This is a genomic window from Pandoraea faecigallinarum (assembly GCF_001029105.3).
Taxonomy (GTDB): Bacteria; Pseudomonadota; Gammaproteobacteria; order Burkholderiales; family Burkholderiaceae; genus Pandoraea; species Pandoraea faecigallinarum.
Window position 1 is genome coordinate 3787261 of the sequence record NZ_CP011807.3, and the last position, 16124, is coordinate 3803384.

The window sequence follows — 16124 nt, forward strand, 5'->3', positions numbered from 1 at the left end:
TGCGGCGTTGTCTCGAACATCGAACTATTGTGACATGAGTTACCGCTCCTCAGATCACACGTGCGGCAGTTCACCCCGCGCACGCGCCCGCCCGGGCCCTGCTCGCCGGCACCTCCGTACCGGCGAGCCGTTGCGGACCCACGCAGACGGCTGTGGACCGCTGTGGACCGCTGCCGGTACGACCGACCGGAATATCAGCTGGAATACAGCGCTCGCCAAGGCGCGATATACTCACCGCATCACATCGGGCGGCGCGCTATCGGAATCCCCGGAGGCCTTTGGCCACACGGCGGCGGCCCGCGTATTGGCGAAGGAAGCGAGTGCTATGGACAGTGTCGATCTGGAAGTGCTGAAGTCCGCCGTACAGTGGACCCGCGCGGGCTTTTTCGTCACGCTGGGCACCGTTGTGCGCACCTGGGGCTCGGCCCCGCGCCCCGTGGGGTCGATGCTTGCAATCCGGGAAGACGGCCATCTGGTCGGCTCCGTATCCGGCGGTTGCGTCGAAGACGATCTCGTCGCTCGCATTCGCGCCGGCGACTGGCCCCAGGATCGCCCTCAAATCACCAGCTACGGTGTGACGGCCGAGGAAGCGCATCGCTTCGGCCTGCCCTGCGGCGGCACACTGCAACTCGTGCTCGAACCCGTGCGGGAAGCTTCGCGCATCGAAGCGCTTCTCGACGCCATCGGCCAGTTCCGCCTCGTCGTTCGCGAACTGGACATGAAGACGGGCGCCGTGCGCATGGCGCCGGGCCATCACACACCGTCCGTCGAATTCGACGGCGAGCGTCTCATCACATCGCATGGTCCGCGTCATCGGCTGGTCGTGATCGGCGCAGGACAACTCTCGAAGTACGTGGCGAGCATGGCCTGCGCCCTCGACTATCACGTGATCGTCTGCGAGCCGCGCAGCGAGTATGCGCACGAATGGCAGGTGCCCGGGACCGAACTCTCGCGTGAGATGCCCGACGACCTCATCGTGCGTCTGCAGCTCGATTCGCACAGCGCGGTGCTCACGCTCACGCACGACCCGAAGCTCGACGACATGGCGCTGCTCGAAGCGCTGAAGTCACCGGCGTTCTACATCGGCGCCATCGGCTCGCGCCTGAACAATGCCCGACGTCGCGAACGCCTGTCGCTGTTCGATTTGAGCACGACGGAAATCGAGCGCCTGCATGGGCCGGTCGGCATGCACCTCGGTGCGCGCACGCCCGCCGAGATTGCCGTCGCGATTCTTGCCGAGATGACTGCCATCAAGAACGGCATTGCCGTCACGCAGACGTTCGCGGTGTGCACCGAAGACACGGCTGCCCGCAGCGGGACGTCCACCGACGACTGCCGCAGCGCCGCCTGAGCATTGACGCCGTGCGGGTCGGCGTGGCCCCCTGCGGCCGGGGGCAGCCGGGTGTATCCGGCGTGGCCTCGGCGCGGCTTCGGCGCAACAAAAAAAGCGCCGCCACGAAGCACATGGCGGCGCAACTCGCTCACTCGTTGCAGAGTGGTACTGCCTGGTACTGCTCGATACTGCCTGGGTTAGCTCATCGTCCGTGGTATTGCGCGTGCACAACCGGCCGGCACATCAGTCGTGCGGCCACAGGAATGATGCGACGGCGTGCCCCTTGGCCGAAACCTTCACATCCCGGGTCATGGGTTTGCCGTTGTACGTCACCTTCACGGTGTAATTGCCGTCGGGCAACTTCACCAGCATGTACGGGCCTTTCGCGCGCGTGTCGAGCACGGTCGTGCCGCCACGCAGAATCTCGACCTGCGCATCGGCGATGTACTCGTTCTTGCCGTCGCCACGTGCGGCCATCTCGATGGATAACGGCCAGCGCGACGCTTCCCGCTTGAAAGTGCCCGACTCGTCGCTGTCGATACCGCCCGAGACGTAGGTCACATTGCCTTGCTGCATGGTCTCGGGCAGCGTGCCGCCCTGCGCGTGGGCGACCGACACGCCGCCCAGACCACCCGCGAGTGCTGCGGCGGTAGCGGCTGCCACCGACCAGCGTTGCCATTGCTTCTGCCACATGTTCACCTCCCCTTGCATGACTGCTCGATGCCGGATCGTCCCGACGGGCCGCCGCCGGGACACAGGTAGCGCATGGCATCCCGTAACGGTCATATCAGCGGTATCGCTGCTCAACCGAGATCGACCGGGATGAAAATCTGTTGTCCGTCGCGCTGCACGAGCAACGCGACATTATTGCCCGCCTTCTTGAGCTTCTCGCTCAGTTGCGCGGCGCTCGTAACGGGCGTGCCGTTGAGCGAGAGGATGATGTCGCCCTCTTCCACCCCGGCCTGCGCCGCCGGACCGCCGGCACGGGCGACCAGCAGCCCGTTCGTGACCTGCGCTGCACGTTTTTCCTGCGGCGACAGTTCACGCACGGCAAGCCCCAGACGTCCGTGCGTGGCCGAATCGTCGGCGCTCGCGACATCCTTCTTCTCGCTGAGCGCTCCGATCTTCACACTCACGTCCTGCTTCGCGCCGTTACGCCACACCGTGAGCGTCGCCGTCTGGCCAGGGCGCATATCCGCAATCTTCTCCGGCAACTGCGCCGAATCTTCGATGGCCGTGCCGTTGACTGCGAGAATCACGTCGCCCGGTTTCAGGTCGGACTTCGCCGCCGGGCCGTTCCTGTCGATGGACGACACGAGCGCGCCTGTAGGCTTGGGCAGACCGAACGACTTCGCGAGCGACTGATTCACTTCCTGAATCGCCACACCGATGCGGCCACGACTCACCTTGCCGTACTGCTGGAGCTGCGTCTTGACCTTCATCGCCATGTCGATCGGAATCGCGAACGACAGGCCCTGGAACCCGCCGGTACGCGAGTAGATCATCGAGTTGATACCGATGACCTCACCGTTCAGATTGAACAGCGGTCCGCCCGAATTGCCCGGGTTGACCGGCACGTCCGTCTGGATGAACGGCGTGTAGTTCTCGTCAGGCAGCGCGCGCGCCTTGGCCGACACGATACCTGCCGTTACCGTGTTGTCGAAACCGTACGGCGAACCGATGGCCACGACCCATTCACCGGCCTTCGACTTCGACGGGTCGCCGATTTTCACCGTCGGCAGGCCCGTGGCGGCAATCTTGAGCAATGCCACGTCACTCGCCTTGTCGCTGCCCACGACCTTCGCCTTGTACTCGCGCTTGTCGGTGAGTTTCACCGTCACCTGGCTCGCGTCGTCCACGACGTGTGCGTTGGTGAGGATGTAGCCGTCCGGACTCACGATGAAACCCGACCCGAGACTGCGCGTCGGCCCGCTGCCATCGCCGCCGTCATCGCCATTGCCACCGCCGTCGTTGCCCGGCGCGCCATAGAAACGACGGAAGAACTGAAACAGCGGGTCGTTCTGATCCATGCCCGGAGGCAGTTGGCTGGCTGCCGAGCCGCGCGGCCCCGAAGGTTTCCCATCGTGCGTCACACTGATGTTGACTACGGCGGGTCCGTATTGTTCCGCCAGTTGCGAGAAGTCCGGCACCAGCATGCGGGGCGCGGTATTCGGCGTGTTTTGTCCGCTCGCGGCGAGGGCGGCGGCGGGAGTGGCCGTGGCCACGCTCGCCGCGCTGGCGTCGCTGACCACTTCCGAGGCGAGCGGCGTCTGCCAGTGCTGGCGCCCCGCGACGTAACCGCCCGTCAACGCGACGAGCACCGCACCGGCAACCAGCGTACGAGTGAGCTTCGAGGTCCGCATGAGTCTCTCCTTACCGACAACCACGTTTGAACATGACTGCCATCGTAGAGACGCTCCCTTAAGAGAACCTTAAGGCCGACGATCGGTGGACACTTTCGTGCGTCACCCCCTCAAAAGACACGCATCGGCGGCGAATTGTAGGGCTCGCTGAGCGCTTTACGTTACGGTTGCCTGCGTTTGAAGGCACAACTCGCGTAGTTCGCCTTGCGGACGACGGATGCCGCTGTCTACGGTGGCGTAGTGGCGCAATTCCGCGCCGCGTGTTTTTTGCCTACAGGAGAGTCGCGATGCGTACGCAATTGGATCGTCAGGTTTCCCGAGCTTCCCGAGCCCGTCGCTGGATGGGTGCCGCGGGTGCCTTCATGTGTCTGGCGTTCACGGTGTCTGCCCAAGCCGCCGCCGGCAATGGCAACGGCCCGGGCACCCAAGGTCCGGCCGAATCGACGCCGATGCAGGGACAGATGCCGGGGCAGACGCCCGAACCGATGCAGGCACAGAACGGCACCTGCCCGAAGGACGCCCCGGCCGATCAGGCGCTCGTCGGCAAGTCGCTCGCCGAAGCGAAATCGATGCTGCAAGGATGTCCGTGGCGCATCGGCATGCAGGATGGCAAGGCCATGCCGGTCACGCGCGACCATCGTCCGGATCGCCGCACGCTCACGATCGAGCATGACAGGATCACCGACGTGACGCGCGGATGAGCGCCATCACTTGGCGCAAGCACGGTGCCGGTGGCGACACCGGTGCCGTGCCATGGCGCGAGGAACAAGTCAGAGCGCGGGAGGTGCGGACGTCGCGCCGCCGAAGCTCACACGCACGCGCAGCCCGTGGCCATTGCGTGCGTCGAACAACTCTACGCGCGCACCATGCGCGCGAGCAATGTTGCGCACGATAGCGAGTCCCAGACCGCTGCCTTGTGCGCGCGGCGCGGTATTTTCATCATGAGCGGCTGGAACCGGCGCCTCGGGAGACGTCTGACCTTGCGCCGTTGCCGCACCACCGCGGAAGAAGCGATCGAACACCCGTTCGCGCTCGGCGGGCGGGATACCCGGTCCCGTATCCTCGATCTCGACGACCGGCGACGGCGACGCCGACACCAGGCGCACGTCCACGCGCCCGCCGCGTGGCGTGTACTTCAGCGCGTTGTCGACGAGATTGCCGAAGAGCGTCTGCAATGCATCGGCGTCGCCTCGTACGCGACTGATGGCCGCGAGCGCATCGGGCGCGTCGAGCCCGAGATCGATGCCGCGCGCCACCGCCAAAGGCGCGTGATGCGCCACCACGTCCTGCAACAACGGCGCGAGCGGCAATTCGGCGAAAGCGGCGGCGGCGCGCGCGGCATCCGGCTCCTGACGCGCCAGCGTCAGCAATTGCGCCACCATGTGCGACGAACGGCGCACGCCCTCACGCAGGTCGCGCATCGCTTCGGCACGCGCCTGCTCGGTGTGTGCGCGTTCCAGCAACTGCACCTGAAGTTGCAGGGCGGCCAGCGGCGTTCGAAGTTCGTGCGCAGCGTCGGCAACAAAGGCCTTCTGTTGCACCAGCGCTTCGTCGAGCCGGCCGAGCAGGCTGTTGAGCGCACGCACCAGCGGCCTCACCTCATCGGGCAATCCCGCTTCGGGGAACGCCTCCATCGCGCCGGGCGCACGCGCGTCGAGCGCCTTCGTCACGCGACGCAGCGGCCGCAGCCCGCGCCCGACCACGATCCAGACAAGCAGCCCCAGTAGCGGCATGGCCACCACCAGCGGCAACAATGTGCGCAGCGCCATCGACACGGCGAGCGAATCGCGGATGACCATCGGCTGCGCGAGCTGCACAACGTTGTCGCCAACGAGCGCCGCGTAGACGCGCCAGTCGCCAGCCGGTGTCCGCACGGTCGTGAAACCGAGTTCGGCGCGTGGCGGCAGCGGCGTGCGCGGATGCGAGTAATACAACTCCACGCCGTTGCGGCTCCATATCTGGATGACGAGACCTTCCGTGTCGTTATGCTCGCCCGGCACGCTCGAAAACGATTCGGCAGGCAACGACAACGCCATCTGTTGCAATTGGAAGTCGAACAGTTCGTTGGCCTCGGTACGCGCCTGGCGGAAGATGGCAATGCCCGCGAGAACCAGCGCGACGGCCAGCGTTATCAACAGCCCCACGAGAAGACGACGGCGGATCGAGCGCATCAGGTCGCCTCCGGAGCATCGTTCACATCGCTCACATCGTTCGCCTCGTCCATGCCGCCGACGTTGGCCGGCATCATGTAGCCGACGCCGCGCACGGTACGAATGGCGTCGGCCCCGAGTTTCTTGCGCAGGCCGTGCACGTGGACTTCGACGGCATTGCTCGCGACCTCCTCTCCCCAGCCATAGATGCGTTCTTCGAGTTGCGTCTTCGACAACACGGCGCCGGGACGGTGGAGTAACGCTTCGAGCACGGCATATTCGCGCGCCGACAGCACGACGGGCGAGCCGTTGCACGAGACCTGACGTGTAGCCGGATCGAGCACGATACCGCCGTGACGCAGCAGCGGTTCGCTGCGCCCGGCCTGACGCCGCACGAGCGCACGCAGCCGTGCGGCGAGTTCGTCGAGATCGAACGGTTTGACGAGGTAGTCGTCCGCCCCGGCATCGAGGCCTTTGACGCGGTCCGCCACAGCGTCGCGCGCCGTGGCGATCAGCACCGGTAATGTCTGCCCGCGCCCACGCAACGTACGTAGCACGTCGATGCCGTCGCGACGCGGCAGACCGAGGTCGAGCAGCAGCGCGTCGTACGACTCGACAGCGAGCGCATCGAGTGCGCGCTGGCCGTCGCCGACATGGTCGACCGTCCATCCGTCCTGCCGCAGCCCTTTCGCGACGGCTGTCGCAATCATCGTGTCGTCTTCCACCAACAGGATTCGCATGAATCGAGCACCGTTATATGCGTTGTCCGAGCGTCACATGACGGGCGCGCAACGTCGCATGATGTTGCCTTCGAGTGACATTCCGCCCGGAATTCGACTCATTGTAGCGACAGTTAGCGGCACGCCGGACTTACAATGGCACGCACGCGCCGCGCGCCAAGACGCATTCGCGGCCAACTTTACCGCTTAACATTGCTGCACAGCCGCGTCCGCTCCGGCTCTGTTTGTGCCCCTCGCGCATTCGGTCCGCACGGTTTCGCTGCGCGCAACATTGGAGAACCCCGCCCGCCATGCGCGTCCCTCGCCTGTCCTTCTTGCCCCGCTTGTCGTTTCTGCCCATCCCGCCCCTCCCGCCCCTCCTGCCCCGCTCGGCACGCCGCACCGGCGTCCTCCATGCCGCTCGCGCCCGCCTAACAGCCTTGAGCGCGGCGCTGAGCATGGCAATGCTCGTGAGCGCACCGGTGCAGGCGAAGCCCGCCAGGCTCGCGAAGCAGGCGCCCAGGGTCCCGGTCACCGCGGCGCACGCCACCCCGCTGCCGCAGCCGCTGGCGCGCGCGCTTGCCGCGAGCAAGGTCCCCGCGTCGCATGTGAGTGTCATCGTGGCGAAGGTCGACAATCCGCTTCAGACACGGGGCGCGATTCCCGCACCGATGCTCGCGCTCAACCCCAACGTGCCGCGCAATCCGGCGTCGACCATGAAGCTCGTCACGACGATCGTCGCCCTCGACACGCTCGGTCCGGATTACCGCTGGCGCACGCAGGCGTTCACCGACGGGTATTCGGACGGCCGCACGCTCAACGGCAACCTGTACTTCAAGGGCACCGGTGATCCGAAGCTCGTACCCGAGGAGATGGAAAAGTTCGTGGCGGAACTGCACAACGCGGGCGTGACGAACATCAATGGCGACATCGTGCTCGACCGCTCGGCGTACAGCGCCGACATCGGCGCACAGGGCCCCATCGACGGCGACACCGACCGCCCTTACAACGTCTCGCCCGACCCGCTGCTGTACTCGTTCAAGGCAATGTCGTTCACGTTCACCAGCAATCCGAACGGCACGGTGGATGTCGGTGTGCTGCCGCCGCTCGCGAACCTGCAGGTCTCGAACGAGATGTCCTCGGTGCCCGCCGGCAATTGCGGCGACTGGCTCACCCGCATTCACCCGACCCTCAGCACGACGCCCGACGGCGCGTATCTCGCGCACTTCTCCGGGGCCTATCCGGCGTCGTGCGAAGACAAGGGATGGAACATTGCGGCGCCCGATCGCGACCGCTTCTTCCTCGGCGGGTTTCGCGCCCTGTGGCAGGCGTCGGGCGGACAGTTCAACGGCAATGTGCGGACCGGTACCGTGCCGCCGGGTGCGCGCCTTCTTGTCACGCATCGCGGTCAGACACTGGCGCAAGTCGTGCACGACATGAACAAGTTCAGCAACAACGTGATGGCACGGCAACTGTTCCTCACGCTCGGGCTGAGCGCCGATGGCAAAACGCCGGCAAGCATCGCCCGTTCGCGTGAAGTCCTTAACCGCTGGCTCGAGAAGAACGATCTCGCCATGCCGAGTCTCGTCGTGGAGAATGGTTCGGGCCTCTCTCGCATGGAGCGCATCAGCGCCATGGAACTGGCGCGTGTGCTGCAGCACGGCATCAACAGCCCGACCGGTCAGGTGCTTGTCGAGTCGATGCCGACGGTCGGTGTGGATGGCACCATGCGCAATCGTCTGGTCGATCGCGAAGTCGCGGGCAACGCGCATATGAAGACAGGCACGCTCGACGACGTGGGCGCGGTCGCCGGTTACGTCGCCACACGTTCGGGCAGTACCTACGTCGTGGTGTCGCTCATCAACGACCCACGCGCCAGCAACGCACGGGGGTTCAACGACGCCCTGATTTCCTGGGTGTACGAAAACGCACCGTAACTTGGGTTAAGTCTCCGTCTGCCGAGGAGACACTCCAGGCGGGCGGACCTATTTGACGTTTCCCTCTAACACGGCGCCGGCGCGGTCCGTTCGCGTCAGAATAGACGTTCCATCGGTGTCACCCGCGCCAGACCCATGAGATGCGGGGACACCGGTTCAGATGACCCAATCGTGAGGAGACGCGAGGTCATGAACGTCGAACTGATTCTGCTGGCGCTCGCACCGGTATTCATGCTGTGCATTGGCATCGAAGCCTGGTACTGGCGGCGCCGCCGCCCAGGCATGTACAGCCTCAAGGACACCGTGAGCAACGCCACACTCGCGCTCATGCACCAGGGCGCCGACAAACTCGCGTGGCTGCTCATCGTGCCGGTCTACGCGTGGCTCTACGACCATCACCGCCTGTTCACGATGCCCGCCGGCTGGGTCGGCTTCCTGCTGCTGTTCGTCGTGCAGGACTTCCTCTATTACGTATTCCATCGCGCCAGTCACCGCATTCGCTGGCTGTGGGCCGCGCACGTCGTGCATCACTCGTCGGAGCGTCTGAATCTGTCCACAGCCTTCCGCCAGAGTCTGATGTATCCCGTTGCGGGCATGTGGCTGTTCTGGACGCCGATGGCGCTCATCGGTTTCACGCCCACGCAGATCGTGGGCGTAGTACTGCTCAATCTCGCTTTCCAGTTCTTCGTGCACACGCAGGCGATCCCGAAGCTCGGCTGGCTGGAGTATGTGCTCAACACGCCCTCGATCCATCGGGCGCATCACGCGCGCAATCCCCGTTACATCGACCGCAATTACGCGGGCGTGCTGGTCGTCTGGGATCGTCTGTTCGGCTCTTACGTCGAGGAGAGCGATGCCGAGCCCTGCGAATTCGGCATCGTCGATCAGATTCACACGCACAATCCGATCACGCTGACGTTTCATGAGTGGCGCACGATGGCACACGATGCCGTCACGATGCCGGGCTGGCACAACAAATGGATGGCGCTGTTCGGACCGCCGGAATGGCGGCATGCGTGGCAGGCGTCGCAGCGCACGCAGCCCCCGCAAGTCACGCAAGGGTAAGAGGCGTCAGGCGATGCGTTCGAAAGCCGCGGCCGCCCGGCCGAGACGGTCGGCGACAGCGGCCCACGCGGGCGTGTCGGGCAGGCGTTCGAAAAGGATATGCGTGACGTTGGCGCGGTCGAGGCGTCGCAGCATCGCGTACAGGTCGGTCGCCAGTGCGGCGGGCGTTGCGGGCAGCACGATCTTCACGATGCCGTCGGACTCGGCAATGTCGACCGGCAGGGCCGCCAGCGTCGGCGCGAATGCCACCACCGCCACGCGCTCACCCGCCGGGTGGACAGCCAACGCCGCCGCAAACTGAGCGGCGTCGCACAGATACAGCGGCGTGCGCGGAGCGTAATGCGCCTTGAGTGTGCCCGAGGCGCGCGGCGCGTCGCTGTCCTGCCCGGGCAGACGCGGCATCTCGCCCAGCACTTCGGCGATCTGCGCGGGCGTAATATGCCCAGGACGCAGCAGCGCCGGGAACCCACGCGAGAGATCCACGATCGTCGACTCGATGCCGACGGCCGCCTCGCCGCCATCGAGCACATGAACGGTCACGCCCGGCAGACCGGCGAATTCGTCACGCACGTGCTGTGCGGCGGTCGGACTCACCTGCCCGAAACGATTGGCCGACGGCGCGGCCACGCCGCCCTGCCCGCCCTTGATACGTTCGAACTCGCGCAACAACGCCTGTGCCACTGGATGCGACGGGCAACGCAGACCGACCGAATCCTGACCGCCGGAGACAGCGTCGGGGATATGCGGGGCGCGCTTGAGAATGAGCGTGAGCGGACCGGGCCAGAACGCGTCCATCAGCTTGCGGGCAGCCGGCGTGACGTCGTCGCTCCAGTAACCGGGATCGCCGTCCGGTGAAAAATGCACGATGACCGGATGATTGGCCGGTCGCCCCTTCGCCGCGTAAATCGCCGCCACGGCGGCAGGACTCTCGGCGTCGCCGCCGAGGCCATAGACCGTTTCCGTCGGGAACGCGACCAGTTCGCCCGCGGCGAGTTGTTCCGCCGCTCTGGTGATGGCCTCGGCGGACGGCATGACGATGCGCGGCAGATCGGGCGTGGTCATCGTTCAGTCTTCCAGCGGGATATCGAGGCTCGCCGCTGCCGTCACGCAGGCGTGCCGCGCTTCGTCGAGCGAGGCCCCGGCGAACGTGATGTGCCCCATCTTGCGGCCCACGCGCGCGTCTTCCTTGCCGTAGAGATGCAGGCGGGCGGAAGGCAGCGCCACCACGTCGGCCCACGCGGGCACTCGCGCCCGGTCCTTTGCAGGACCTTCGAACCAGACGTCGCCCAGCACGTTGAGCATCACCGCAGGCGAATGCTGGCGTGTCTCGCCGAGCGGCAGTCCGGCCATCGCGCGCACCTGCTGATCGAACTGGCTCGATGCGCAGGCATCGATCGTGTAGTGACCGCTGTTGTGCGGGCGCGGCGCCATTTCGTTTGCCACGAGCGAGCCGTCCTTCAGGATGAAGAACTCGACGCACAGCACGCCCACATAATCCATTTGCGACGCAATCGCTGCGGCCGCCGCGCGTGCGGCGTCGGCAATGGCCGGCGCCGCATCGGGCGCGGGGACAGTGGTGGTCGCGAGAATACCGTCGATGTGCACGTTCTGCGCGAGCGGATACGTGGCCACCGCACCATCGGCACCGCGAGCGCTCAGCACCGAGACTTCGAAGGCCAGTGCCAGGCGCTTTTCCAGCACGCACGGCACGCCACCGAGCGCGGCATAGGCCTCGCGGGCTTCGGCCGCGGTGTTCACGCGCACCTGCCCCTTACCGTCGTAGCCCAGGCGTGCCGTCTTGAGAATGCCGGGCAACACGCTCTCGATGGCCGAATCGCCGATGGCGGCGAGCGCTTCGTTCGATTCGATCACCAGATGCGGCGCGACAGGCACGCCGCAACTTTCGATGAAACGCTTCTCCGCGACACGATCCTGCGCAATCGCGACGCAGCGCCCGGCGGGGCTCACGGTCGTGGTTCGGGCCAGGAAGTCGAGCGACTGCGCCGGCACGTTCTCGAACTCGGTCGAGACGGCCGGACATAGCGTGGCCAGCTCGGTCAGGGCCGTTTCGTCGCGATAGTCCGCGACGATCAGTCGATCGGCCACGGCGCCGGCCGGACAACGCGGGTCCGGGTCCAGCACGCAAACCTTGTAACCCATCGACTGGGCGGCAAAACAGAACATGCGGCCGAGTTGGCCGCCGCCCAGCATGCCCAGCCATTGGCCGGGAAGGACAGGCGCAGCGGAGGCAGAATTCATCTTCGTGAAAGCGCAGGCAGTAGCGGGGACGTTGGGGGACGTTGGCTTCTTTTACAGCGCCGGCAGCGTCATGCCGCGGGCCGCTTCGGTCTGCTTCGCGCGAAACGCGTCGAGCCTGGCGGCAAGCGGCTTGTCACCGGCCGCGAGCATCGAGACGGCGAACAGGGCCGCGTTGGCCGCGCCCGCCTCGCCGATAGCGAAGGTCGCGACCGGCACGCCCTTGGGCATCTGCACGATCGACAGCAGCGAGTCTTCGCCACGCAGGTACTTGCTCGGCACCGGCACGCCCAGCACCGGCACCGTCGTCTTGGCAGCGATCATGCCCGGCAGATGCGCGGCACCGCCGGCACCCGCGATGATCGCGACCAGACCGCGCTCGCGTGCGGCTTCTGCGTAGCGGAACATGTCGTCCGGCATGCGGTGCGCCGAGACGACCTGTGCTTCGTACGGCACACCGAACTCGGCCAGAATGGCAGCCGCGTTCTTCATCACTTCCCAGTCCGAGCTGGACCCCATTACCACGCCAACGCGCGGCGCCACGGCTTGTTTCTCGCTCATGTCGTCGGTCGTCCCGCTCACGCCAGTTGCTGACCGGTCAGGCGCTCGAGCGCCTCGCGGTACTTGGCAGCCGTCTTCTCGACGACATCGGCCGGCAGTGCCGGTGCGGGCGGGGTCTTGCCCCAAGGCTGGGTTTCGAGCCAGTCACGCACGAATTGCTTGTCGAACGACGGCGGATTGCTGCCCACCGCGTACGAATCCGCCGGCCAGAAGCGCGACGAGTCGGCCGTCAGCGCTTCGTCCATCAGGTGAAGCTTGCCGTCGTCGTCCAGTCCGAATTCGAATTTCGTGTCGGCAATGATGATGCCGCGCGTGGCCGCATAGGCGGCGGCTTCCTTGTACAGACGGATGGATATCTCGCGGATCTGCTCGGCCAGTTCGCGGCCGATGCGGCTCACCATGTCGTCGAAGCTGATGTTTTCATCGTGCTCGCCCAGTTCGGCCTTGGCCGCCGGGGTGAAGATCGGCTCCGGGAGTTGCTGGGCGTTTTGCAGGCCGGCCGGCAGCTTCACGCCGCACACGGCGCCCGTTGCCTGATAGTCCTTCCAGCCGCTACCTGCCAGGTAGCCGCGCACCACGGCTTCGACGAGGATCGGCTTGAGGCGCTTGACCACGACGGCGCGGCCTGCGACCTGAGCGGCTTCGTCGGCCGCGACGACCGACTCCGGCGCCACGCCCGTCAGGTGGTTCGGCACGACGTGCGCGAGCTTGTCGAACCAGAAGTTGGCCATCTGGTTGAGCACCCGGCCCTTGCCCGGAATCGGCTCGCCCATGATGACGTCGAACGCCGAGAGGCGGTCCGTCGTCACGATCAGCAGCTTGTCGTCGCCGACGGCGTAGTTATCGCGCACCTTGCCGCGCGAGAGCAGCGGCAGGCTCTTGAGGGAGGATTCGTACAGGGCGTTCAGAGCGGGGGTAGTCACGGCGGGACCCAATATCAGGAAGGGCAAAGGCGTAATTATACGCGCGTCGGCGGGCGATTCACGAAGATGTCGGCCCCACGATGCCCCGGGGCCGGCATCTTGCCCGGGGCGCCCGCCGATGCATGCGTGCGAAAACGCTTCGGGCACCGGGCTGCGCCGGCCTTCCCGGGTTCAGGTCCGGAACTCGTTTTCCAGACGCGCCTTCTGGGTGGCATGCACGAGCAACGCCACGACCGGCGAGCGCGATATCGGGTTCGTCAAGACGCTGCCGCGCCGCTCGCATTCGCGGTGCCAGTCGGCCACGGACCTGACGTCGTAGTACTTGTTGTCGCACGTCAGCCCGTAGTCGTCGAGCGACACCAGACGCACGGCGTCGCGGCTCTGCGGGTCGACATCTTCCTGCGAAATCCGGTCGACGTGTGCGCCGACGTAAGCCGGGCTGAGAAAACGCACACCGCACAGCACGTCGACCTCGTGATGCAACCACAGCAACGCCGTGCCCGGCGGCAGGCCACCAGAGGCCAGCAGCGGCGCCACGCGCTCGAAATTCGCTTCGAGAATGTCTGCCAGCCGGCGACGCCCTTCGCGGCTTTGCCAGTCGACGTGGCCGCTCGCGACCAGCTCGGGCAGACGTTGCCGCAACAGGACGACCTTGCGCTCCCAGCGCGGATCGCCCCGCCCCGGCGCGCGCAGCATGGCGCTTAGCCTCGCCAGTTCCGCGATCAGGTCGAGGCCGCGCGCCGCCACGCCGATATGGTGATCGCTGGCCTGCGAACGCTGGCGTATCGCTTCGGTGCCAAGCTGACTGCGCAACCGCACGTCGCCATCCTGCAATTGAAGCGCTGCGCTGGCAATGACCGCGCACGGCCGGGCGATGCCATGCTCCGAGCAAACGAGCGGGATCTTGCCGGGATTGTCCCGCATGAAGTCCGCCACCCCCTTGCCCGCACGCCAGAGCGTCGCGCTGTCGATCTTCGCGTCGATGCGTGTCATGCCGTCGAATGCCATGAACCGGACATGGGACAGGCCGCCCTCGAGATGCCCATAGGACGGTGGCGACGGCCTCGACGAGGTCGATGGCCGCGGCGTCCCCGCCGGCGCATCTGCCTCGCGCGGGTCGGCACTGCGGCGTGCGACGCGGCAGAGGTACGCGCTGATCGGCCGCTCGCAATAGCCGTGCCGAGTCTGTGCCTCGCGAGGCTCATGCTGCCCGCCCAATGCGCCCGGCTCCACGCAGAAGACAGCGCCGATCTGAGGATTGGTCTTGAGCATGAGCGTCAGCACACGCGCCTCCGCCGGTGTGGCCGTCGGTCCCACGATGAAGCGATGTCCACCCAGATCGATCAGCCCGTAACGCGTGCATTCGGCCCCGACGCGAATCAATCTCGACGTATTCACGCCATAGCGGTCGGCCCAGTCTTGCGCCATGGCACGCGTCGATGACGCCCAGTCCGGCGACGGATCGTCGCACTCCCAAAGCCGAATCGGCATCGCGATCGGCCGCTGCGCCTCAGTCCGGTCTTCGGTGCGCACACGGCATGTGGCAGGGTTTTGCCAGTCGGCCGCCATCGTCATCGGCATGTCTGGCGACGGATCGACCGAAGCGTGAACCGGCGCGGCGGCTGAATTGCGCGCGTGCCGCGCCGGCGAGGGCTGCGCAGTCTGCGAGGCCTGTGCCGACGCATGGGAAACGCCTCCGGGTCCGCGTAGCGCTGGCGTACGGTTGAGCGTCCCCGTCAGGTTCCTCGCCATGGCGTTGGCACGCGGCGGCGGTGCGGCGCTGGTTTCGTCTGGGCTGGGCAGCCCGAGGCACCGGGTGACGGCCTTGGGAAAACGGTTGAGCGGCATCGATAACTCCGGGGTAGCCCATGACGGGCAGGTTGGCGGGAGGCACGGAGACTGCCACGCCAGTCGCGGGCGGACTTCCGGGATCGATCGCATGCCTGTCGTTTCACGCCGGAACTGCGCGGAATCACGGCCAACGGCATAGGAAACCGCGTGCGGCGGGACATCGCCGAAGGGCGGGATTTCACCGTCGCGCCCCGAAGACGGATGTTGCCTAGAATGGAAACGTTCACCCGGCCAATGGGGGCTGCCATGACAACCCGATCAGGAACGGACCATGTCCGGCAGCCACGTCTCGTCCGGCGTGCCGCTCAGGCGCCGCTGATGGTGCTGCTGGTGCTGGCAGGCGGTGCGCACATGGCGCAAACCGCCCACGCACAAACGGCGAAAGTGGCGAAAGTGGCGAAAGTGGCGGAAGTGGCGCAAACGGCGCCCGTCTCACCGCCTCACCGGACAACGCGGCAAGATGCGACACCTCACGCGATACCTCACGCGGCACCTCATACCGCACCTCATACCGCACCTCATGCCGCACCGCGCACGGCATCCGGCGCCGGCGCATCGAGTCCATCGGCCGATGCCGCCACTTCGCCAGCCCTGCCTCGCCTGATCGCCATCACGCCGCAGGATAACGACGACATCGCGCGCTTCGCGCTTTACGCGGCGCGCGATATCGAACAGTTGGGCTTGCAGTTTCCGGCACACGCGAGCAACGCCGGCAATGCCTCGCCGGACACGGAGGTGGTCATCACGATGAGCCTGCGCGACGGCGCGACCTCGCGCATGCGCGACTTTTCACGTCAGCATATGAACGAGCCGATGACGCTGATCGTCGACGGCGTGGAGATGCTTACCGCAACCATCCGCTCCGAACTCGGCGGGAAATTCCAGTTGCAATTGCCAAAAGACAAGGCCCGGCTCCTGTTCCAGCGTGTGCTGGCCAAAGCCGGGCCTGCGACCTGAGCGGCAACG

14 protein-coding genes are annotated in these 16124 nt (G+C 66.2%); 5 read left to right on the forward strand and 9 right to left on the reverse strand.

Features of this window, described 5'->3' with window-relative positions; all coding sequences use genetic code 11:
* Window positions 1–325 precede the first annotated feature (325 nt).
* Entirely contained in the window at window positions 326–1351 is a 1026-nt protein-coding gene (locus tag AB870_RS16570) for an XdhC family protein (RefSeq protein ID WP_047905555.1), read from the forward strand.
* A 225-nt stretch (window positions 1352–1576) separates the two neighbouring features.
* Here the strand turns inward: AB870_RS16570 and AB870_RS16575 are convergent, their stop codons facing one another.
* Together AB870_RS16575 and AB870_RS16580 are read right to left on the reverse strand one after the other, a co-directional pair.
* Entirely contained in the window at window positions 1577–2026 is a 450-nt protein-coding gene (locus tag AB870_RS16575) for a carboxypeptidase regulatory-like domain-containing protein (RefSeq protein WP_084664191.1), read from the reverse strand.
* A gap of 110 nt (window positions 2027–2136) precedes the next feature.
* Entirely contained in the window at window positions 2137–3696 is a 1560-nt protein-coding gene (locus AB870_RS16580) for a DegQ family serine endoprotease (protein WP_047905557.1), read from the reverse strand.
* A gap of 287 nt (window positions 3697–3983) precedes the next feature.
* Here AB870_RS16580 and AB870_RS16585 point away from each other — a divergent pair, with 287 nt between their 5' ends.
* Window positions 3984–4397 carry a hypothetical protein gene (locus AB870_RS16585; protein WP_157112366.1) on the forward strand — a complete coding sequence of 138 codons (414 nt, stop codon included), beginning with the start codon at window positions 3984–3986 and terminating at the stop codon, window positions 4395–4397.
* A 69-nt stretch (window positions 4398–4466) separates the two neighbouring features.
* Here AB870_RS16585 and AB870_RS16590 read toward each other — a convergent pair whose 3' ends face one another.
* Window positions 4467–5867, reverse strand: a complete 1401-nt coding sequence (locus AB870_RS16590; RefSeq protein WP_047905558.1) for an ATP-binding protein — start codon at window positions 5865–5867, stop codon at window positions 4467–4469.
* Window positions 5867–6586 carry a response regulator gene (locus AB870_RS16595; protein WP_047905559.1) on the reverse strand — a complete coding sequence of 240 codons (720 nt, stop codon included), beginning with the start codon at window positions 6584–6586 and terminating at the stop codon, window positions 5867–5869. The genes AB870_RS16590 and AB870_RS16595 overlap by 1 nt, the downstream gene beginning before the upstream one ends.
* Before the next feature lie 437 nt (window positions 6587–7023).
* On the opposite strand from AB870_RS16595, the gene dacB reads away from it, so the two are divergent.
* On the forward strand, window positions 7024–8502 hold the full coding sequence (gene dacB / locus AB870_RS16600; protein ID WP_237169966.1) for a D-alanyl-D-alanine carboxypeptidase/D-alanyl-D-alanine endopeptidase: 1479 nt from the start codon (window positions 7024–7026) through the stop codon (window positions 8500–8502).
* A 189-nt stretch (window positions 8503–8691) separates the two neighbouring features.
* Window positions 8692–9567, forward strand: coding sequence for a sterol desaturase family protein (locus AB870_RS16605; protein ID WP_047905560.1), 876 nt, complete (start codon window positions 8692–8694; stop codon window positions 9565–9567).
* Window positions 9568–9573: 6 nt separating this feature from the next.
* On the opposite strand, the gene AB870_RS16610 is transcribed toward AB870_RS16605, so the two are convergent.
* The 5 genes from AB870_RS16610 to AB870_RS16630 all read right to left on the reverse strand — a co-directional run bounded on the left by AB870_RS16610 (window position 9574) and on the right by AB870_RS16630 (window position 15155).
* Window positions 9574–10629 (reverse strand): L-threonylcarbamoyladenylate synthase, encoded by a 1056-nt coding sequence (locus AB870_RS16610; protein ID WP_047905561.1) that lies wholly within the window; start codon window positions 10627–10629, stop codon window positions 9574–9576.
* Window positions 10630–10632: 3 nt separating this feature from the next.
* Complete coding sequence (locus AB870_RS16615) at window positions 10633–11826, reverse strand: 5-(carboxyamino)imidazole ribonucleotide synthase (RefSeq protein ID WP_047905562.1); 1194 nt, start codon at window positions 11824–11826, stop codon at window positions 10633–10635.
* Window positions 11827–11877: 51 nt separating this feature from the next.
* Window positions 11878–12384, reverse strand: coding sequence for a 5-(carboxyamino)imidazole ribonucleotide mutase (purE, locus tag AB870_RS16620; RefSeq protein WP_047905563.1), 507 nt, complete (start codon window positions 12382–12384; stop codon window positions 11878–11880).
* A 17-nt stretch (window positions 12385–12401) separates the two neighbouring features.
* Window positions 12402–13292, reverse strand: a complete 891-nt coding sequence (locus AB870_RS16625) for a phosphoribosylaminoimidazolesuccinocarboxamide synthase (protein ID WP_047908317.1) — start codon at window positions 13290–13292, stop codon at window positions 12402–12404.
* 186 nt (window positions 13293–13478) lie between these two features.
* On the reverse strand, window positions 13479–15155 hold the full coding sequence (locus AB870_RS16630; protein WP_047905564.1) for a hypothetical protein: 1677 nt from the start codon (window positions 15153–15155) through the stop codon (window positions 13479–13481).
* A gap of 249 nt (window positions 15156–15404) precedes the next feature.
* On the opposite strand from AB870_RS16630, the gene AB870_RS16635 reads away from it, so the two are divergent.
* Entirely contained in the window at window positions 15405–16115 is a 711-nt protein-coding gene (locus tag AB870_RS16635) for a hypothetical protein (protein WP_157112367.1), read from the forward strand.
* The last annotated feature ends 9 nt before the right edge of the window (window positions 16116–16124 follow it).